Consider the following 21,127-nt stretch of genomic DNA (forward strand, 5'->3'; position numbering starts at 1 on the left):
GTGCGTAAGTCTTAGAATTTTGTTTTGTTAACAAAAATAATGCAGTTGAATCGAACTAATTTCCTCAAATTTCTGATCCAGTCAGAGCCAGGAAAACCAGCAATATCCAACGGCTTGCGAGCGGCGTTAGCGTTGGGGGTTCCCATGCTAATTGGGCAAGTGATCAACCAAAGGGAAAACGGATTATTTGTCGGTTTAATGGCTTACTTTGTCAACTTAGCGAATGTTGGTGGCCCTTACCAGATCAAAGCTAAGGCGATGACGGGGGCTACTTTGGGAATCGCTGTTTCAGTATTTGTGGCTACTCTAGTCGCTAAAGTTCCAGCACTAACTGTGGTACTGACATTTCTCTGGGGACTTGCTTCCGGTTTTGCGTCGCTGTATGGTAATGCTGGTGCAAATGTCGGTCTGGTGGTAGGGATATCATTTGTTTCCACGATCGCACAACCAGGAAACTTGGAAACTGCACTGATGCGATCGCTGCTATGTCTCATTGCAGGTGGATGGGCGATGTCACTTTCCTTAGTAATGTGGCCCTTTAGACCTTATGATCCACTACGAATAGCTTTGGCTGGCTGCTACAGTGCAATCGCCAATTACATACAGCCCTTTCCTGGTAAGGTGGCAACAACTGAAAATATTCTCGAAATTAGAAAGGCATTAGAGACAGCACGGGCTACTTTAGGTACAGTCCGAATTGGACAGCCGGCTCGAAGTTGGATGGATGAGCAATTGTTGGTGCTAATTCAGGATGGCGATCGCTTCCTTGGCTCAGTAATTGCCTTAACAGAGTTACTAGAAACTCACTTTCAACAACAGCAATATCACGTAGTCCAGCAATTAGTAGACGATGCACTTGAACAAATATCAGTGATTCTGCAAGCCATAGCGAAAGTCATATCTCGCAAGCCTGCCAGCATCGATCTGGGAAATTTGAAGCGCATCTATGAGGCACTGAAAGAACAAGAAAATCTGCAAAGACAAGCAATTGCTGGGAGTGAAACAGACTACACAACTCTCGTTGCTCTCACTAACCTGGTGCTGATGATAGAAAAGCTGATCAAGCAACTGGAATACACGGCTCAGACAGCTAAATCTCTGGCAGATCGTAGCAAAATCAGTCGCCCAGATGTAGATACACTTCTTTTAGTTGAAGGCGAACAGCGATCGCTCTTAACTTTACTCAAAGAAAACCTCACCTTAGATTCAGCAATTTTTCGCCATGCACTCCGCATTGCTGTGTCTCTAGCTGTAGGCGTAATGTTATATAGCATTACTAATTTACCAATGGGCTATTGGGTGACACTGACAATTATGCTAGTCCTCAAACCGAACTTTGGTGCAACTTTTCAGAGGTTTTTCCAGCGAGTTGGCGGGACTATCTTAGGAGCTATCTTAGCAGCTGTCATAGTTGCAACCATAATGAGTAAGACTGTATTAAACATAATCATTTTGCTGACAGTGTTTTTTGGCATTTCCCTGATCAGTTTCAACTATGGTTATTCAGTGATTTTCTTGTCAATATTTGTCTTACTGATTATTGATATTGGACATCCGATTGGTTGGGAATTTGCTGGCTTTCGCGTGTTGAATACATTAATTGGGGCGGGACTGGCTTTTGCGAGTCATTACTTTATATTGCCAAATCGGGAACGCGATCGCTTACCCAGTCAACTCGCCACAGCCCTGCGAGAAACCCACAAATACTTTCGGGATGTGATGGCTGTTTATCAGGGAACAAAGGAGGACGACTCTAACATTATCAGTCAACGGCGACAAACTGGACTGGCAATTGGTAATGCTCAAGCCTCATTCCAAGGATTGCTGCGTGAACCCCAAATGCCGAAAGAATTAGTAGAACCAGTAATGACGCTGCTGGTGTACATGGGACGTTTTACTAACGCCGTGACAGTTTTGGCAGTACATCTGGAACATTTTCGAGCAACAGTGCCATTACCGGAATTAGAAACCTTTGTTTGTCAAGTTTCGCTACTGTTAGAGCAGTTAGCTGATTCAGTACAGCAGCAAATTACCCCACCGCCTTTACCTGACTTGGAAGAAACGCTGCACAAAATCCAACCGCACCTACAAGCACTGCGTACAGCCCGGATACAAGAATTAGATGTCAATCAAGGACATACACCGATTCGTCAAGCAGTTATTGATTACAGCATATTAGATTTGGAGATTGAGCAGATTGTTCGGCGGTTGACTGCTATGCACTCAGCGATGGTACGTTTAATATCAAGTAAATAAAGCACATCTAAGAAGAACTATATTTGTCGTTTCTTTAGGGACTTCCAAATAAAAAAATGTTCCCAAACTGACGCCAAAACTCTCTCTATTTCTCCTCTCTCTGTGTTCTCTGTGTCTCTGTGGTAGCCTGCGGCAAGCCGCTGACGCTCCTTCGTCGCTACCGCTTCGCTAATGCGTCTACGTTTATTTGGATAATTTATTTCTTGGAAGTCCCTTACTCCCTGGTTTGTATGGCTAAAGCCCCAACTATGAACGTTTTTTATTATGGTTTTAAGTAGATATTTTAGAAGGTTTAGATGATATATTTACCATTCAACAGATACACTATAACTAGAAAAATTTGTATCTTTACTCACTAAAATAGCATTTTCACTCTGAGCTTGTGAAATTAACAACCTATCAAATGGATCTTTATGGTGTAAAGGTAACTGTCCCAACATTAAAACATGATTAACTTTAACTCCAATAAATTCTATTCCATTATTTTGCTGCTGGTGAATAATCTCAGGTAAAGACTGATTTAATGTTAATTTCCCTAATTGAGTTTTAATTTGAATCTCCCAGAGACTCACAACACTTACTAACCGAACATTTTCTGGATTTAATAACAATTCTAAAACCCGTTCTGAAAGTTTTTTAGAGTCACTATCCCACTAAATAAAGGTATGAGTATCTAACAGAAATTTTATGATAACCAAAATTCATCAGGTAAAGGTTCATCGAAATCATCACTCATCACCATAGCACCCAAATTTAACCCAGCTTTAGGGATAATTTTTTCCTGCACAGAAGCAATAGGAATCACCTTAGCAAAAGGTTTATCTCCATTAGTTAAAATGATTTCTGTATTATCATCTTGCATCAAGGATAATAAATCAGAAACGCTGATAGAAGTTTGTTGAATATCAATATTTTTTGTTGTCATGATTACACCTCTAAAGTGTCTACTTCTATTCTAACTTAACTGTGAGTATTTTTCCATGCTTCCCTCTCAGCGCTCTTTCTGATGGAGTTTCCCGCATCTCACATATTACTAGGAGTCTCGTTTAGATAAGAGTTGAGGATTAGTTAATTGTCTTTGTTTTGTTGTTATGCAGCAACAACGTTTATGGATGCTGTGACATCAGATCAACATTTGATTTAGGATAACCTGAATTGTCAGATGTTTTAGAGTCTCCCAAAAAGTTCTAATTATAGGCTCAACTATCCGATCGTAACACCGAGGTTGCTCCCCATTTCTCCTATTCTTTGGTGGCAAACCATTGTAATGGCAAAAATTTCATAATATTTGTTATGGTTTTTAAAGTTTTTAATTCGGGTATATCTGGTTTTAATTGTTCTGCGATCGCTAATTTTTGTTCAGCTTGTGCAGGTTGAAAATTATATAAATAAACAACAGCTAAATAAAGCCATGCGTAAGGATTTTGAGCATCATATTTAGTTAATTCTATTAAATTTTGGATTAATTCTGGGGCTTGGCGCTGTAAAAGTTGTGATAAGACTAAAGTGTAACGCCAATTTAAGTTATTTGGCTCTGTTTGCAGATGATAATTAGCTGCAAATTGAATTTGTTTTAAATAATCTTGAGTAGGATCGTATTGATTGAAATTATCTATTTGCACAAATATATTATTTAATTTACCCTGTTGTAAATCTTGTGCTAGTTGTGAAGTTCGGGTAACTAAATCTAAAGGTGGCGATTTTTTTCCGGTTCCTACATTTGTCACATTTACAGTAATCTCTGGAATATTTAAAGATGTGACTTTGTTGTTTCTTCTATCTAAATATAGTGCTGATAGTTGATATTTTCCTAGTGGTAGTGTTTTGGGAAGAAATGTAGCTAATGCTTCTTTTACTCGAAAAGTTCCTTCAGGATGACATTTGATACCACAGTATAAATCACCCAAACCAATGGCATGATCGTGATCCCAAGATGATTGGTTATTTTGCCATTTTAACAGCAATATACCATTTTTTAAATCATCCCATGAACCTGTTATTTCATAGTTGACAGGGTTGTTTTTATCTAAAATTAATTGTTGAGAAATTGCAACTTTTTCTAAACTAATTACAGACTGACTATTACTTAATTTTTCAACAACTACATGAGGATTTTTGCAGTGATATAATCGCATTTTATCTCCATGAGGTAATATCCAATCGCCCTGTAATTTCAAATCAGTAGAAGATTCGACTAAAGATTTTAATTTACGTTTAGTCTCTCCACTTTCTCCCGGTTCGCTTGGTTCATTATCTCTAGTGATATACCAACAAAAATATTCTAAATCTTCCTCTACCTGAGATAATTTGGTTGTTAATTTTCTGCCGTATACACGAAAATCTTCTAATGTCCCAAAATAATCCAAAGTAAACTCATTTATCTGAGGTATAGCAACGGGAATTACCCCTAAATTTGACCTTAAATATAAATCTGTTTCGTTTATTTTGTTTATCAGTTTCTCCAGAGGATATTTCTTAGCATCATCATTAGGTAAATGTTTACCACCCCATGCTTGAATTAGGGGTAATGGAAACAAATTATTGAGTAACACTATGCTACTTAATACCAGAGTTGCTAATCTCAGTCTATCAAAATATATATTTTCAATTAAGTTGAATAAATCGGCCAATATTAAACTAATTATAGGAAAACATGGCAGGATAAATCTAATGTCTTTATTTGTGCCCAAAGAACAAATTATATAGCTACTTACTAAGGTAACTAATAACCAAATTCGAGCCGATTTATGGAGATTTACTGAAATTAAATCAGTAGAAAATTGATATTTAATTAGATAAACCAATAAAATGCCAATACTCACAGATAATATTGGTAAACCAACGCTTTCTGGAATCATCTGTGGATAGTATAACCATCCAGCAATAGTTGTAGCAGAAGGATCACCCTCCCCTTTTCCCACTTGGTTAGCGTTTAATGCCGATGTAATAATTGTTAACCAATTTAAGCCATACCAAAAACTACAAATTAGCCAAGCTATTACCAAAGATAAGCAAGTTTGAATTAGCTTGATAAATTTACGTTTTCTAATAAAACTAATTAATATCCAAATACTAGGAATTAAAATAAAAATAAACCCTGTAGGTTTAGTCAACAAAATTAAACCTATTCCTGTGCCCAATAAGATAGTTAGTCCCCACGATAAAAACCCAATATAACTATCTTTCCAAGTTGTCAGAACTGTGAAAGTTACTGTAACAATTGCTGTCAAACCATAATCTATTAAATAATCTGTCCGTATAAATCCCAAAATAGGAAATAACAGACAAAATATGCTGGCAGTTATGCTAATTTCTCGGTTTTTAAATAAAAAATTACCTAAATGATATACTGAAAGTATAATCATCGCAGTATATAATAAGTTGACCAAACTTGCTTGGTCAAATCCACGGCCAAACAATATCAAAAATGGTACGGTGCAAATATATACAAAAGGAGCGCGATAAGTTGGAGTTAATTGCCACAGAGATAACCACCAATTTCCTGAGAATATATTGAAGTTTTGAAAAATTCTATAATGATGTAATGCTGTGGTTAAATGTGCGCTTTGATCGTAGGCTGGAATCGAGTCATCTAAGAAAAACCAAGCTCTATCTATAGCTAATGCTATCAGCCAAATTATTAAGAGGATAATATAATCTTTTCGATGCTGAGAATGGTCAAAATGACTCATATTTATTTGATCAAAAACAAACTTTAACCAATTATATATCTGTCGTGTATCGCCGTTTGACTAAGAGGATGTTTTAAAAGTGGTTGGCTGTAATTTTAAGCACTTATTGATCCCCCCTAACCCCCTTAAAAAGGGGGAAGAATCAAAGTCCCCCAATTTATCGGGGGATTTAGGGGGATCCAAAACTTTTGATACCGACAATAGGACTTTTCAAACATCCTCTTAAGCCGTGGGGTTGAATTTTTAATTTTTAATTTTTAATTCGAGCCAAGTGAGTGACTCCCTCAGTGGTTCGTCCGCTCATCTCACTGGGATGGATACAGTAGAGCGCCATAACCTCCCCACGACTCCAGGCATCAATCCAGGTTCGATTAATTGCGGGCGAAAGCGTTGGATTTTGCTTTTTGATAAATTGCATCACGCGATCGATGTCTTGCTCAAGAGTGATGTGTTCGGCTCGACCAGTCACAGTAACGCTGCGCCAATGCTTGAGATTGTAGAATTCTTCAACTTGCAAACATACTTCTGGATTCGCGTCTATATACTTAGTCTTCATCCAAAGCGTGGTGAAGATATAGATGTTTGGCTCTTCAAAATAATAGTGCATAGGCACAACATAGGGATGTCCTTCAAGGGCACAACTTAAGTGTCCATGTCCTACTTTTTTCAAGAGTTCATGTATCTCTTTTGTGCCCATTTCATCAATATCTAACATGGTCATTCTCCAGAATAAAGATTTTAGGACTTACGCACACTCTACGAATTCTCGGCGCTCTTGGCGTCTTGGCGGTTCGATAAATTAAGCTTTTTAGGAATTTTTGCGTAAGTCCTGGATTTAATTGATTAATGAGTTGCTAATGTGTTGTTGACTAAGACTTAGATCAGCATGTTTAGGGACATGATCCAAAATCCGTTGAGCGAGTCGCACCTGATGATTGTTGGCAAATCGCTAAACAGGTAAGCACAGCAAAAAACTCATCGAAATCTAGGGGTTTAGTGAACCATAGGTCAAATCCCGCACACAGAGCACGTTGAAGCATATTTTTATTGGCATAGCCTGTCACAGCGATCGCTAGCACCACTTCCCCTCTTTCTCCGACTTTAGTTCTCACTTGTTGAATCAGGGCATAACAATTCTTCTTGGACAAAGCAATGTCACTGACGAGGACATCAGGTTGCCATTGCTCAAATATTTCTAAGGCTTGCTGGACTGAAAACGCTGTTTGCACCTCTACCCCATAGAGTTGCAGCAGCAACGTCATCAAGGAGCAGAAGAAATCGACATTATCATCTACAAGCAGTACTCGCAGCCCTTGGAGGGATGAGTAATTACTAGGAATTGAATACATTGCAGCCCCAATCGTGATTTCACGTTCAACAGTGCTAAAAAACCTGGGAACCCTAGAGAGGAATTAACCAGGTGTAGGGTGTGTCTTATTAATTTCCCTACACCATGACAGGGTAATGTTTCATTTGTGGGGTTATTTGTTTAACTACAATATAAAATTAAGAAAAGTGTCAAATCTGAATTTCTTTTTCCGGCGTTGCTGATTATTTCAAAGCGATACCTACGGTAAGCTACGCTAACGCATGGTGGCGGATATGATCTTCAATAAAACTGGCAATGAAATAATAACTGTGGTCATAGCCTTCTTGGTAACGCAAGTTTAGCGGCTGGCTAACATCTGCACAAGCTTGCTCAAACACTTCAGGCATTAATTGTTCAGCTAAAAATTTATCAGCAGTCCCTTGGTCAATCAGAATCGAACTGTGATATCCTACTTTTTTGACTAATTCACTAGCATCATAAGCACGCCAACTTTCTTGATTATTGCCAAGATAACCACCCAAAGCCTTTTGACCCCAAGGACAACGCATAGGTGCAGCGATCGGTGCAAAAGCTGATACTGATTTGTAAAGTTCTGGGTTTCTCATTGCACAGACAAGCGCCCCATGTCCCCCCATCGAATGACCAAAAATACCTTGTTTTTCAGGTTGCGTAGGGAAATTTGCGGTAATTAAAGCAGGTAATTCCTGGACGATGTAACTATACATTTGGTAGTTTTTACGCCACGGTTCCTCTGTAGCATCAACATAAAAGCCCGCACCTGTGCCAAAATCCCAGTCATCATCCTCACCTGCAATGCCAGTATTACGCGGACTTGTATCTGGTGCAACCAATATCAAACCATACTCAGCTGCCAAGCGTTGCACTCCCGCCTTTACCATAAAATTCTCTTCTGTGCAACTTAACCCAGAGAGGAAATAGAGAATCGGTACAGGTTTTTGAGTTGCTTGTGGTGGTTGATAGACAGCAAAGCGCATTTCACCGTTACAGGTTGAGGAGGAATGACTGTAAAAACCGAGTTTGCCACCAAAGCTTTTATATTCGGAAATGAGATTGAGGTTAGACATTGGTTTGAGCGATCGCCAGAGAAAGATTATTTTACCGTGAACTACCTGGTAATTAACACGCTATAGCGAGCGTACAATATACCGCAGTTGCGCTCGCTTTGAGAACCGAAACCAAATTGCGATCGTTAGTTGGCGCTTCATCGCGTCTGGACTCGCTATGCCAACAGGATAACGAAACCAACACACAATTAAGCGGCGAGTAGGTTCATAAGCCAACAGCCATGTTTTTTCGTAGCGTACCAAATCACTAATCCAAGGTGGATCTAGGTTTTCTTTTTCAGCAATTCTGGAGATGAAATTAGCAAAAGCGATCGCATCTTCTCTATGTTTTTTGATTCCTTTTGGTACATGAGTTTGAGCATATCGCCAAAACAAGGCAGTAAAATTTTTCCCCAGCGCCCGCGCAGTGCGTGGAAGTAGTTCGCGTACTTCCCCTAACCGTTTCCATTTCAGAGAATTGGCAAAGATATTTACCTCTTTTGCTGAAATTTGAGCTAACTTTTGTGCTTCATCGCAACTCAGCCCCAACTCTGCGCCAACGGCTTCTGGGTTAGCAAAGAAACGCTCTCTAAATTCCGTATTCGTGTAAAGTTGGGCTAAAACTTCCTGGGTTTTTGCTAACCCCATCTGCCATGTTTCGACTTCGCTCAACACAAGTAACTCCTGCTAATTTCCCGTGCTTTTTGCAGTTCTTTTGTCAATTCTGCAAAGGGTGGCAAGTTTTCATCTCGTTCTAGAATAATCCCTTTAACTGGAACACGGGCCACAACTTCCTCCATTAGTTGCCATACTTCCACTGGTGTGGATTGGGAATGGCTATCAATTAAGACACCATCATGCCAATGTCCACCAACAAAATGTAATTGTACGATGCGATCGCACGGTAATTGTTGCAAAAACTCATGGACATCATAGCCGTAGTTCACAGCATTAGTGTGGAGATTCGTTATATCTAATAACAGTCCACAATCAGAACGTTCAACCACCTCGGCTAAAAACTGGGCTTCAGTCATTTCTGCACCTGGAACCGTCACCATGTAAGTGATATTTTCCAGAATCAGTGGTACATCAATCCAGCGACGCAATAAAGCAATATTGCGACAAAGTACTTCCACAGCTTCTTGAGTATAAGGTAGCGGGGACAAATGCCCGATATCAACTCCACCCGCTTTTGTAAAGCAGATATGCTCACTCCACCAAGGCGGGTTAAGTTGCTTAATTAGTGCTGCAAGTTTGCGTAAATAATCTGTATCCAAGCCTTCAGCACTGCCTAACGAAAGATTAATCGCGTGGGGAATTATCGGGAAATGAGCAGCAAGCAATTCTAACTCCTGCTGTTTTTGCCAAGATGCATCTAGATAGTGTTCAGCGACAATTTCCAAAAAGTCAACCTGCTGACGGTTAAGAAACAGATCGCTTTTAAACGGTTGTCGAAAACCCAACCCCACGCCTAAACTAGGAAGATGAGAAAGCATTGCTGTTAACCTCCTCCACAACCACCACCGCAGCCACCACCGCAGCCACCACCGCAACCACTACTGCAAGAGGAGCCACTGTCAGAACCACTACTGCATGAGGAGCCACTGTCAGAACTACTATTGCATGAGGAGCTACAGCCAGAACTAGTACTGCATGAGGAGCTAGTGTCAGAATTACTAGTACGAGAACTACTAGTGTATGAGGGGCTACTGCATGAGGAGCTACTGCATGAGGAGCTACCGCATAAGCTACTAGACGAACTCTCTACTGTGGTAACTTTTCTAGAAATTGTTGGCGGAAAAAAGGCTTTGTAGTAGGAGTCATAAGAGGTTCCAGCCAGCACCTCAACGCCAAATAGTGCCACCAGTAAGTTGTAGTCAAATACAGAAGGGATGTCATACTTTGCCTTCTGCTGCAATCGGGTAAATGTTTCTTGCAGTTGTTGCAGATACATTTTTCCTCGATGACTGAGATGTGTACGTTTACTGACAAACCACAGCAAAAAGATAATCGATAATACACCAATGGTGATTAATAAACCTGCGTTATAGCGCTCCTTACCCAAGGCGATGAGAAGCTTATAGCCCCCCAAGCTGAAAATAATCATTGCTCCAATCAAGCCAACTTTGATATTCCGTTCTTGCCACTGGGAAGCATACAATAGTTGCTCATTTTGGAGTTTTTCTTCATAGGCATTGCTGTATGACTGGATGCTCTCGGTTGCCAACCAAACAGACGTTTTAGCTGTGGAGGAGGAAGATAATTTCTCAAATACCTCACGCTCTATAGGCTCTAGCTGAGATACATCAGGATGATTTGCTACTTGGCTGATGGATTGTTCACTGACTTGCAAATAACCCCGGATAATCAAATCAAATAATACTACATTGGCGATTCCTGTTTCTTGGGAACGCAAATAAGCGATTTCGTAGGGATCTGGTTCAGCAGGAATTAGCGGCAGAGGCTGGTTTTTGGTTGGATCTTGCACTAGCTGTTGGCAAACTACCAAAGTTATCCCAATAACAAAGCAATAAAACAGTAAAAAATCTGGCCCATACATATCTGCAATTGGATTATGCAGTAATGCATTCATTGCCTTTACTCCTTTTTAGGGAATTACTGAAAGTTAAGAGAAATTAAATGACTCAATGTTTGCAGAGTTTTTTAGAACATTTGGCTTTCTCAGGTTTGTCATTTACTTTACCACAAGATTGTAGCACACATTAAAATTTATGCTCCGTCAGCCCCTTGCGGTACTAGTCTGTCAGCTTGGAATTCAGGGGTAAACAAGTTCGTAGTAAGGACTTTAGTCCTTTATGAATTATGAATTATGAATTATAAATTAGTTTGACAGAGTACTACGACTAGGTAACTTAGTCCCGCACCTTTTACAAAACCCAGCATCTACGTCATGGAAAGCCAAACCACAACCTGAACAAGCTGTTTCTACCTGATTAGCAGTTTTCACAACTCGCTTAATTAAATCTCCCACTTGCCAAGGAATCAGTGCAATTCCTGTAAAAATCATCAGTACTGTTAGCAAGCGCCCTAATTCAGAAATTGGAATAACATCGCCAAACCCTACAGTTGTCATTGTGACAACAGAGAAATAGAAGGCATCTAAAAACGTACCATAATTTTCAGGATTAACCGGATGCTCGACTTGATAAATTAAGCCAGAATAAATAAAAACAATTGCAAATAATGTAAATAAGATTCGCGCAAAAATCATTCCATCTTCGGTGCTGATAGTGGCGAATAGAAATTTCCTATCTATAAATCTGATTAATCGTAAAATCCGAAACCATCGCAGTAGGCGGATAAAGCTAATATCCACCATTCCTAAAAAGAATGGCAAAATTGCCATTAAGTCAATAATCGAATAAAAACTAAAAATATACTTAATTTTGTTTTCCGCACTCCACAAACGGAGTGAATATTCCACCGCGAAGATAATGACGATCGCAGTATCGGCTACATTCAACTGAAACCGCACAGAATCAGGAATATTATAAGTTTCTGCCACAAAAATCCCTGATGATATTAGCACCATAGCGGCAAGCGTTAAATTAATCGCTTTACCTAATGGTGTTTCCAAGTCTTTTAAGTAGAATTCTGTTTCTTGTCTGCTCAGTAACATATTCGACCATTAACTAATCTTAATTTCCATTTATAGCATTAGAAATACGATATTATTAATCATTATCCTTATGTTAACCTCAGCTTATATGAACCCAGAATATTTTATGCGTTTAGCTTTGGCAGAAGCAAAAGAAGGAGATGCGCCTTATGGTGCTGTGATTGTTAAAGATAACGAAGTCGTTGCTGTAGCTCATAACACTGTTAACAGAGACAACGATCCATCAGCCCATGCGGAAATTAACGCCATTCGTAGTTTAACAGCTAAACTTAAAAACCCTTCTTTAGAAGGTTATAGCATATATACAACTGGCGAACCTTGTCCGATGTGTGCAACTGCTTGTGTTTGGAGTGGTTTATCAGAAATTGTATATGGGGCTTCAATTCAAGATTTAATCTCGGTAAATCAATCACAAATTAATATATCTTGCGAAGAAGTTATCGCTAAGTCATTTAGAAACATCAAATTCACAAAAGACGTTTTAAAAAATGAATGTTTGGAGTTATTTAAATAAGCTAGAAACAATCTAAACTTTTCAGATTTAGGGTATGTTATACCAATTCTGCATGAAGATGGGCTAAATCATATTTAAGTACAAGAAATAAGAAAGAAAAACGAACCGCAAAGTACGCAAAGGACACAAAGAAAGAAAGAAAGAAAGAAAGAAAGAAAGAAAGAAAGAAAGAAAGAAAGAAAGAAAGAAAGAAAGAAGTGAAAAGGGTTTGGCGCAGTCTCATAAAGAAATAGTATTACGGCTTCCGTAACGCACCGAAAACCCCCAAATTATGTTGCACTTTCAGCGATAATATACCCTACAGCTAATCTAGACGTTAAAATTACGAATTACGAACTTGTACTGAGCGTAGCCGAAGTATTACGAATTATTTAACTTGGCTCATTTAAATAGGATAAATACGTATTTGCCCAAATTGCAGCTTGAGTGCGATCGCGCAAGTTTAATCTGTTTAAAATATTCGTAACATGATTTTTTACTGTGCCCTCAGAAATGTAGAGTTGTTGAGCAATTTCTCGGTTACTAGCGCCTGTAGCTATTAACCGCAAAACCTCTTTTTCTCTCGGAGTAAGTTCGGCTAAAGTAGAGGGTACAGGCGGGGAGTGGGTTGGTGTACCATTAGAAAACTGAGTCAATAGTTTTTTAACTATACCTGGGCCTAATTGAGTATATCCTTTATAAACGGCACGAATAGCAACAGCTAATTCTTCTGAGGGTGTATCTTTCAATAAATAACCCATTGCCCCATTTTGCAACGCTGCTGATACATATTCATCATCATCAAAAGTCGTCAGTACTAAAATTTTAGTTTTGCCAAAGCGTTTTTGAATTTCTCGCGTGGCTGCAACTCCATCCATAATGGGCATTCTGATATCTAGCAATACTACATCTGGCTGAAATTCAGCAACTAAATTAATCGCCTGTTCACCGTTTTCTGCTTCTCCCACTATCTCTAAATCTGGTTCTAATTCTAATAACGCTCTTAATCCTTGACGAATTAAACCTTGGTCATCTACCAGCAGCACTTTAATCATTATGTCAACCTCGTTAAGGGAATATTAACTGTAATTTTGCAACCAGAACCAGGAGCGCTATTAATATTAAACTCACCTCCAAGAGCGAAAGTGCGATCGCGCATACTATGAAGCCCAAAACCTGTAGTATTTTGCCCTAAATCAAAACCTCTACCATTATCTTGAATTATCAATCGCAAATTGCCTCTAGTCGTAGCGAGTTCTAGTTTAACCTCTGTGGCATAAGCATATTTAGATATATTTGTCAATGATTCTTGAGTAATCCGGTAGATAGCGGTATTTATTTCAGGTGGTAGAGGATATTCCAGGTTGATTTGATAAATTGGTAAAATGCCATTTGAGCGATGAAAGTTTTCTGAAAGACTTGCGATCGCCCGTTCTAAAGATTGTTCTTGTAAGGGATTCAAACGCATAGTAGAAACAGATTCACGGACATCTTTTAGCGCTTTTGAACCTAATTCCTTTGCAGTTGCTAGAAATGTTTCAGCCTTACCTGGGTTAGCTTGCCATAGTTTTAAAGCGGTTTCTAATTGCAGATTTAAAGCAGTTAGAGAATGTCCTAATGAATCATGGATTTCACGAGCAATGCGATTGCGTTCTTCTAAGGTAGCTTGATTTTCAATTTGCATGGCATATTGGCGCAGTTTTTCATTAGCGATCGCTAGCTTTTCTCGACTTTGCCGCTCAGACAATACTGCATTCATCATCAACAATACAAAAACCAAACTTAAGCCAAATACCAGCGACGAATTCAAAATCAAAAATCGATATCGCTCTTGTGCTTGTGGCGATGCTTGAAAATTGAATAATTGATATTTTAGTTGTGTAGTAACTAAAAATAAGGAAAATGATAAAATTGTAACGAATAAACGCCCTTTTAACTGAAAAATCAAACAACTGCGAGTCACTAAAATTATATATAGAAAGGGGAACAACCGAGCAAATCTCTCTCCAAAAAGTCCAATTATTAAAATCAATAAAATTTCAATGCCTGTGTAGATTAGCTTATTTCTCTGGTTATTTCTGGGTAATCTTAAGCCCATTGCTGCAAAAATAATCAGACTATAAATTGATAGTTCTGGCAATATGCTACAAACTGATAAGTCTGGAAATGCACCACAAATTGATAGTTCTGGAGGCTTAGGACGAAAATGCTTTAACGGAGGTGGTATAAAGGCTGTCAATGCGGTGATCGCCAGTAATGTCCACTCCAGATAAAGTAGAGACGGAAAAGGATGTTTCTTAATTTGAATTGGACGATTCATTAGCCACATTGTTCTAGTGATAGATGAGTTAAAAGTTGGAAGTTAGGAGTTAGGAATTAGAAGTTAAGAGTTTTGCATATTTTAACGGTAGCCTCTACCATTTCAAATTTTCGGTGGCTTACTTAAAATTTAAGAGTAAATACAGTGTATAGTATAAAAATTATGTAATAAGCTCAACAAGTATTTATAAATTAATCATAATAAAATTTTTCATCCTTCCAAACTCCAAACTCCAAACTCCAAACTCCAAACTCCAAACTCCAAACTCCAAACTCCAAACTCCTAACTCCTAACTCCTAACTCCTAACTCCAAACTCCTAACTCCTAACTCCTAACTCCTAACTCCTAACTCCTAACTCCTAACTCCTAACTATTTATTGTCAATCATGACTAAAGTCATGGGTAAAACCATGACTTTCTCCTCATGTGATTACTAAAGAGAAATTCTTATGATGGTGACATCCAACCAGGAAAAACCCATTACACAAGTCATGAAACTCAAAGCATTATCACTAGTCGCTGGAGCGTTCACGAAGTGTGCGCTCTGCGCTCTCGCTCTAACTTTAAGTGCAACCTCCTTTGCTGTTAATGCCCAAACAGCTTCTCCTTCACCCGTGTTACTTGCACAAACTCCACAAAAAGAAAGGGGCCCTTGGAAAGAATTGGGTCTAACAGATGCCCAAAAAACCCAAATTCAGGCAATTAAGCGCGATAGCCGCACCAAAATGGAGGCAGTTTTCACCCCAGAACAAAAGGCCAAGTTAGAGGCGGCGAAACAAGCACGTCAGGCTCAACGGCAAGCTGGTCAAGGTCAACGCCAACCAGGTCAACGTCAAGGAAAGCGTGGTTATGCTGACTTAAATCTGAGTGAAGCACAAAAAACCCAACTCCGACAAATCCGGGAGTCTGAAAAACAACAGATTCAAGTAGTCTTAACCCCCGAACAGCGCCAAAAAATAGAGCAATTCCGTCAAAATGCTCCTTCGCGTCGTCAACAAGGCAATCCCCAATAATAATTTTTCAAAAAATAATTAACTTGACTGATGTCTAAACATTGTTTTCCATAGTCAAAAATTAATAGACTTCTTGCAGAAGATGCGGAAAGGGGATGAAATTTTTCCCCTTTCCCTTTCCCTATTTATTCCCATGCCCAATTTAATAGACTTTCAAGCTAGTTATGAGTTATGAGTTAATTCAAAACTCGTAGCTTGATTAAGATGTCTAAAGAATTCGCAATTGGTAGTAAAGTCCGGGTTGTGGCACTACCGCCCTACGTCAAAACTGCTGAACCTATGCCCATGCTGCGCCCGCCCGATGTAATTCACCTTGGCGAAGAGGGTATAGTTATTGACCGCAGACCTGGTGGATATTGGGGTATTCGCTTTACTAGGGGAGCTTTTCTCTTAGATAGCCAATACATCGAAAGCACAGATACCCCACCCGAATCTCATTTAGAGTGAGATTAGCAGCAACCAGAAATTGTAAACTTGTGTAAAGTTGTAATTCTGGTTTGCACCATGATTTCCCGCCGCACTTTTTTAAGCATATTATTTGCCAGCTGTATTTCTCTGATCAGCTGGCTGAATTTTACCCCTGCTGCTGACGCTATTGGTGGTAAACTTCCTGCAATTAATCAACCCGCACCAGAGTTTACTTTGCCAACCAATACAGGTAATGGCAAAATTTCTCTCTCTGACTTGCGCGGTAAGTGGCTAGTCCTCTACTTTTATCCCAAAGATTTTACCTCTGGTTGTACTATAGAGGCTCGCCGTTTTCAGCAAGACTTGCCCCAATACCTTGCAAAAAATGCCCAGATTATTGGCGTCAGTGCTGATGATATTGATTCTCACGCCGAATTTTGTGATTCAGAGGGACTAAAATTCCCCCTGTTGGCGGATACTGATGGTTCAGTGAGTAAAGCTTACGGTTCGTGGCTTGGCTTTTTATCTATGCGCCACAGTTTTATCATCGATCCTCAAGGCGTCTTGCGCGAGACTTTTGTCAAAGTCAACCCAAACATTCATAGTTCAGAAGTGCTAGCACGATTAGAAAAGTTACAGTCCACAGCTTCTTAGACCTTAATTAACCATACAAGGGCTGACTTTTCACGGTATCTGGAAAACCTCACTTCTATTTCTCTCTCCTTTTAGGCTACGGTGTATACACAAGTCAAAAAAGCTCGATTTCCCATTTCTCTCGTTCCCATGCTCTGCATGGGAATGGCTGATTAGGGGCTGCTGCCTCCAGTCAGACATGGAGCCAGAGACTCAATAAATGCATTCCCATACGGAGTATTGGAACGAGTTAAATGGGATGCTACGGTGTACATACAAGTCTTCTAACATTGCCCCACAAGCTTTAGATCCCCCCAACTACCCTTAAAAAAGGGGGCAAAAGCCATTCAAAGTCCCCCAATCAATTGGGGGACTTTGATTCTTCCCCCAATTTATCGGGGGGTTAGGGGGGATCTAAAAGTGCCTAAAGTCACAGCGAAATACTTGTTCATTCAACCTCTTAAGGGAGACGAAGCGTAGCTTTGGCTCTTTGGGGTTCTTAGGGTTTAATAAGCAATCAAGCGGACATGATATGAATTGTCAGCTTGTTATCCGCATTCATCTTCAACGCACAATAAACCCATATTTTCTGAGTACAGTCTTAGCTTGACTGCCAGATAAAAACTGGACAAATTGTTTGGCAGCAGAAATATTTTTACTGCCTTTAATTACTGCCACTGGATAGACAATTGGTGAGTGAAGCTTTTCGTCAGCAGTGACTACGACTTTTACCTTGTTGGAAGTTTTGGCATCAGTGGCATAAACTATGCCCGCTTGGGCATTACCACTTTCTACTGCTGCCAAAACTTGACGTACATTGTTACCAAAGACAAATTTTGATTTAAGCTGATCGTAAAGTTTCAAATTTTTTAAGACTTCCTCTCCATATTGCCCTGCGGGTACACTCCTGGGTTCACCGATCGCAATTTTCTTAATCTTGCTATCTGTTAAATTGGCGAAACTCGTGATCCCAAAAACATCCTGAGCCACAATCAAGACTAGAGTGTTATTTGCTAGGTTTGTACGGCTACCTGCTAGCAACAATCCTTTTTGTTCTAAGGCATCCACTTGCTTTTTGCCAGCAGAAATAAAGATATCCGCAGGGGCACCTTGCTCAATCTGTTGCTGCAAAGCACCAGAAGCCCCAAAGTTATAACTAATGTTGATATTTGATTTACTTTGTTGGTATAGAATCTTAATATCTTGTAGCGCATCTTTTAAGCTGGAAGCTGCGGACACAGTTATGCTGGTGCTTGATTGTGCTACTACAGCAGAAGGAGTAACCAATGGTAAACCAATTGCCAGGAGCAAGCCTGCAATTGCTATACCCAGAAAGCCAAGAATTTGTCTTCTTTTCATAAAAAAGCCGCAATATAGGTTTTTTCGGAAAATTGATGCTAAGTAAAATCGTACCAGCAATACCAACATTTAACCAACTTTATCGGTAAAATGCCCAAAAAAGAACAAGGGTTGAGAGCGACAGATAAATTCCCAATACTGCTCGGATAAGCAGGGGAGGCAGGGGAAGCTCTTGAGGCTCTTGAGGCAAAAACTCAACGCCAGCCTCCATTTCTCCCCCAGCTATTGAACAGCTTGCCTCAACCAAGAAATTCCTTAACCGAGCAGTATTGGATAAATTCCTGCCTCCTGCCTCCTTCAAGTTTTGTCGGACTCTATTTGTCCATAGTCAAGTTTGATAATTCGGTTTGCTAAATGAAAATAGCGATCGTCATGGCTAATTACCAGCACTGTTTTGCCCCGCGATCGCAGTTCTGGGAGTAGCTGAGTGTAAAATATTTCTTTGAATACTGGATCTTGATCTGCTGCCCACTCATCAAATAGATAAATTGGTCGATCTTCTAAGTACGCACTCAGCAAAGCCAGCCGTTTTCGTTGTCCTTGAGAAAGTGCTGTGGTGGAAAGTTGCCCATTTTCAACTTTAACTTTATGGTCTAATTGCAGTTGTTTTAAATATTTTGTAGCTTGAGCATCCAAGTCATTATTTTTTTCTGGCTCCTGCCTTTCTTTGGTAAGCTAGTTAGAATTACAACTAATTATGTCAATAAACTGTCAAATTACCTGCTCAGTTTTCCCGGGTGAAATTTGCGATGACTGTGAATATAAAATCTTTAGAGAACCAAATTAATGTAGCGGCCGATTCAAAAACCGCTCCTAGCACTCAAGGAACCCGCTACGTTCCTTCGCACCATCGACGCATTCTGTGTATCTTTCCTAAGTACAGCCGCTCCTTTGGCACTTTTCATCACGCCTACCCACTTATGGGTAATGTCCGGGCTTTTATGCCACCCCAAGGTATTTTAATTGTGGCTGCCTATTTACCTAAACAATGGGAAGTGCGGTTTATTGATGAGAATGTCAAATCAGCAACTAAGGCTGATTATCAATGGGCTGATGTGGTAATTGTGAGTGGAATGCACATCCAGAAACCACAGATTAATCAAATTAATGAACTTGCCCATCGAGCCGGGAAAATTACCGTTGTCGGTGGCCCCTCGGTTTCTGGGTGTCCAGAATATTATCCTGAGTTTGATATTTTACATTTGGGTGAATTGGGAGATGCAAGCGATCGCATGATCGAATATCTCGACCAAAACCTGGAACGTCCCCAATCGCAAATTCGCTTTGAAACTAAGGAACGCTTACCCCTAACAGAGTTTCCAACCCCAGCTTATCATTTGCTGAATATCAATGATTATTTTTTGGCAAATGTGCAGTTTTCTAGTGGTTGCCCTTATCACTGCGAGTTTTGTGATATTCCCGAACTCTATGGCAATAGTCCCCGGATGAAAACACCAGAGCAAGTAGTCGCAGAGTTAGACGCAATGCGACAATCTGGCAATTTGGGGGCAGTGTATTTTGTCGATGATAACTTTGTTGGCGATCGCCGCGCCGCCATGAAGTTACTTCCTCATCTGATTGAGTGGCAAAAACGCAATGGCTACCCCATCCAGTTTGCTTGTGAAGCAACGCTCAACTTAGCTCAAAGTCCAAAGCTGCTAGAAATGATGCGGGAAGCTTATTTCTGCACAATCTTTTGTGGTATTGAAACACCAGAACCAAATGCTCTCCATGCGATTTCCAAAGACCAAAATTTGAGTATGCCCATCTTAAAAGCAATTCAGGTTTTAAATAGCTATGGCATGGAAGTAGTATCAGGAATCATCATCGGGTTAGATACAGATACACCAGAAACAGCAGACCGAATTATTGAATTTATTCGGGCATCACAAATTCCCATGTTGACAATTAACCTACTTCATGCATTACCTAGAACTCCATTATGGCGGAGGTTAGAAGCAGAAGCACGACTTCTCTATGATGAAAACCGCGAATCAAATGTTGAGTTTTTGATGCCTTATGAGCAAGTAATTGAGATGTGGCGGCGTTGCATTACAACTGCTTATGAACCGGAATTTTTATATCAGCGCTTTGCCTACAATATGGAACACACCTATCCAAATCGCATCGAAGTTCCTAACAGCCCATCTCGCGCTTCTGCGGCTAATATTCGTAAGGGTTTAACTTATTTAAGCAATATTTTGCTGCGGATAGGCATATTTAGTAACTATCGTCAGACTTTCTGGAAAATGGCCAAGCCAGCACTGAAAGCAGGTAATATTGAAAACTTGATTCACGTTGGACTTGTGGGACATCATTTGATTAAGTTTGCCCAAGATTGTGCCAAAAACGAAGAATCAGCTTCGTTTTATTCCCAAAAAGTACTGACTAAAGTTCGTAGCTAATAAGCTAAAAGTGAATATAAAAATCTTGTAGGGTGGGCAATCTTGCCTGTACTAATTGTGCAAATTACAGCTATTTTCACAAAAACATCGCGGGACGCGTGGAAGCCACTTGAATTTCAGGCAGTGGAGGAAACGCGCCACGAGTGGTTTTAACCACCGTCAAAAATGATAGAATTAAAGTGCAAGTAGGAATAATCATCTACGTGTTGAAGTGTTTTGTAAGGAGCAACCCCTGATTTACCTCGTACCCGCACAAGTCGCGACTCTGGGTAAAACTTGTAATGGGAAAACATGGAGCGTACCGAACTGGCCTTGCGATGAACTCGGAAAGCAAAATAATAAGTAAGCGCAATTGCAATACCTCTCGTACTGGTAGTTGTTTTAAGCGTGTAGGGGGATATTTGACTATCCCTTTTAAGCCAAGTCTTAGAGAATCTGCGTGTCTTTAGACCGCAGAGTGTCAAGTAAATAAACCATACTGTAGGGGCAAGTCTTTGCCCATACGTGTCAACTT

Annotated in this window: 19 protein-coding genes and 1 pseudogene; 6 read left to right on the forward strand and 14 right to left on the reverse strand. The window is 39.9% G+C overall.

Going from position 1 to position 21,127, the window contains the following annotated elements; genetic code table 11:
- Positions 1 to 39: 39 nt before the first annotated feature.
- On the forward strand, positions 40 to 2,256 hold the full coding sequence (locus tag D1367_RS10055; protein ID WP_118166343.1) for an FUSC family protein: 2,217 nt from the start codon (positions 40 to 42) through the stop codon (positions 2,254 to 2,256).
- 305 nt (positions 2,257 to 2,561) lie between these two features.
- Here D1367_RS10055 and D1367_RS10060 read toward each other — a convergent pair whose 3' ends face one another.
- The 10 genes from D1367_RS10060 to D1367_RS10105 all read right to left on the reverse strand — a co-directional run bounded on the left by D1367_RS10060 (position 2,562) and on the right by D1367_RS10105 (position 11,982).
- Positions 2,562 to 2,867: a type II toxin-antitoxin system VapC family toxin gene (locus D1367_RS10060; RefSeq protein WP_228674562.1), complete on the reverse strand. Its 306-nt coding sequence runs from the start codon at positions 2,865 to 2,867 to the stop codon at positions 2,562 to 2,564.
- 74 nt (positions 2,868 to 2,941) lie between these two features.
- The gene (locus D1367_RS10065; RefSeq protein ID WP_118166344.1) at positions 2,942 to 3,181 is read right to left on the reverse strand and encodes a type II toxin-antitoxin system Phd/YefM family antitoxin; all 240 of its coding nucleotides are present in this window, start codon (positions 3,179 to 3,181) and stop codon (positions 2,942 to 2,944) included.
- Between the two features lie 316 nt (positions 3,182 to 3,497).
- Positions 3,498 to 5,948, reverse strand: a complete 2,451-nt coding sequence (locus D1367_RS10070; RefSeq protein WP_118166345.1) for a hypothetical protein — start codon at positions 5,946 to 5,948, stop codon at positions 3,498 to 3,500.
- Between the two features lie 250 nt (positions 5,949 to 6,198).
- Positions 6,199 to 6,663, reverse strand: coding sequence for a pyridoxamine 5'-phosphate oxidase family protein (locus D1367_RS10075; protein WP_118166346.1), 465 nt, complete (start codon positions 6,661 to 6,663; stop codon positions 6,199 to 6,201).
- Positions 6,664 to 6,838: 175 nt separating this feature from the next.
- On the reverse strand, positions 6,839 to 7,297 hold the full coding sequence (locus D1367_RS10080; protein ID WP_244944997.1) for a response regulator: 459 nt from the start codon (positions 7,295 to 7,297) through the stop codon (positions 6,839 to 6,841).
- A gap of 229 nt (positions 7,298 to 7,526) precedes the next feature.
- Positions 7,527 to 8,363, reverse strand: a complete 837-nt coding sequence (gene fghA, locus D1367_RS10085) for an S-formylglutathione hydrolase (RefSeq protein ID WP_118166347.1) — start codon at positions 8,361 to 8,363, stop codon at positions 7,527 to 7,529.
- Between the two features lie 60 nt (positions 8,364 to 8,423).
- Complete coding sequence (locus tag D1367_RS10090; RefSeq protein ID WP_244944998.1) at positions 8,424 to 9,014, reverse strand: SCO6045 C-terminal-like domain-containing protein; 591 nt, start codon at positions 9,012 to 9,014, stop codon at positions 8,424 to 8,426.
- Positions 9,011 to 9,838, reverse strand: a complete 828-nt coding sequence (locus D1367_RS10095) for an MbnB/TglH/ChrH family RiPP precursor modification enzyme (protein ID WP_118166348.1) — start codon at positions 9,836 to 9,838, stop codon at positions 9,011 to 9,013. Before D1367_RS10095 ends, D1367_RS10090 begins: the two co-directional genes overlap by 4 nt.
- Positions 9,839 to 9,843: 5 nt before the next feature.
- Positions 9,844 to 10,935: a TIGR04222 domain-containing membrane protein gene (locus D1367_RS10100; RefSeq protein WP_118166349.1), complete on the reverse strand. Its 1,092-nt coding sequence runs from the start codon at positions 10,933 to 10,935 to the stop codon at positions 9,844 to 9,846.
- A gap of 249 nt (positions 10,936 to 11,184) precedes the next feature.
- A complete protein-coding gene (locus D1367_RS10105; protein ID WP_118166350.1) occupies positions 11,185 to 11,982 on the reverse strand; it encodes an ion transporter in 798 nt (265 codons plus the stop codon).
- 88 nt (positions 11,983 to 12,070) lie between these two features.
- On the opposite strand from D1367_RS10105, the gene D1367_RS10110 reads away from it, so the two are divergent.
- Positions 12,071 to 12,496, forward strand: a complete 426-nt coding sequence (locus D1367_RS10110) for a nucleoside deaminase (protein WP_118171280.1) — start codon at positions 12,071 to 12,073, stop codon at positions 12,494 to 12,496.
- Positions 12,497 to 12,867: 371 nt separating this feature from the next.
- Here D1367_RS10110 and D1367_RS10120 read toward each other — a convergent pair whose 3' ends face one another.
- On the reverse strand, positions 12,868 to 13,530 hold the full coding sequence (locus D1367_RS10120; RefSeq protein ID WP_118166351.1) for a response regulator: 663 nt from the start codon (positions 13,528 to 13,530) through the stop codon (positions 12,868 to 12,870).
- Entirely contained in the window at positions 13,530 to 14,795 is a 1,266-nt protein-coding gene (locus D1367_RS10125; protein WP_118166352.1) for a sensor histidine kinase, read from the reverse strand. Before D1367_RS10125 ends, D1367_RS10120 begins: the two co-directional genes overlap by 1 nt.
- A gap of 491 nt (positions 14,796 to 15,286) precedes the next feature.
- Here D1367_RS10125 and D1367_RS10130 point away from each other — a divergent pair, with 491 nt between their 5' ends.
- The 3 genes from D1367_RS10130 to D1367_RS10140 all read left to right on the forward strand — a co-directional run bounded on the left by D1367_RS10130 (position 15,287) and on the right by D1367_RS10140 (position 16,870).
- Positions 15,287 to 15,808 carry a Spy/CpxP family protein refolding chaperone gene (locus tag D1367_RS10130; protein ID WP_118171285.1) on the forward strand — a complete coding sequence of 174 codons (522 nt, stop codon included), beginning with the start codon at positions 15,287 to 15,289 and terminating at the stop codon, positions 15,806 to 15,808.
- Between the two features lie 204 nt (positions 15,809 to 16,012).
- Positions 16,013 to 16,255 (forward strand): regulatory protein SipA, encoded by a 243-nt coding sequence (gene sipA / locus D1367_RS10135; RefSeq protein ID WP_118166353.1) that lies wholly within the window; start codon positions 16,013 to 16,015, stop codon positions 16,253 to 16,255.
- 57 nt (positions 16,256 to 16,312) lie between these two features.
- Positions 16,313 to 16,870 carry a peroxiredoxin gene (locus tag D1367_RS10140; RefSeq protein WP_118166354.1) on the forward strand — a complete coding sequence of 186 codons (558 nt, stop codon included), beginning with the start codon at positions 16,313 to 16,315 and terminating at the stop codon, positions 16,868 to 16,870.
- Positions 16,871 to 17,413: 543 nt separating this feature from the next.
- On the opposite strand, the gene modA is transcribed toward D1367_RS10140, so the two are convergent.
- Together modA and D1367_RS10155 are read right to left on the reverse strand one after the other, a co-directional pair.
- Positions 17,414 to 18,208, reverse strand: a complete 795-nt coding sequence (modA, locus tag D1367_RS10145; RefSeq protein ID WP_118166355.1) for a molybdate ABC transporter substrate-binding protein — start codon at positions 18,206 to 18,208, stop codon at positions 17,414 to 17,416.
- Positions 18,209 to 18,505: 297 nt separating this feature from the next.
- Positions 18,506 to 18,856 (reverse strand): annotated as a pseudogene (locus D1367_RS10155) (ATP-binding cassette domain-containing protein); the annotation flags it as partial.
- A gap of 101 nt (positions 18,857 to 18,957) precedes the next feature.
- Between D1367_RS10155 and D1367_RS10160 the strand changes: the two are divergent.
- Positions 18,958 to 20,613 carry a B12-binding domain-containing radical SAM protein gene (locus tag D1367_RS10160; RefSeq protein WP_118166357.1) on the forward strand — a complete coding sequence of 552 codons (1,656 nt, stop codon included), beginning with the start codon at positions 18,958 to 18,960 and terminating at the stop codon, positions 20,611 to 20,613.
- The last annotated feature ends 514 nt before the right edge of the window (positions 20,614 to 21,127 follow it).

This window comes from Nostoc sphaeroides, from assembly GCF_003443655.1.
Lineage (GTDB): Bacteria > Cyanobacteriota > Cyanobacteriia > Cyanobacteriales > Nostocaceae > Nostoc > Nostoc sphaeroides.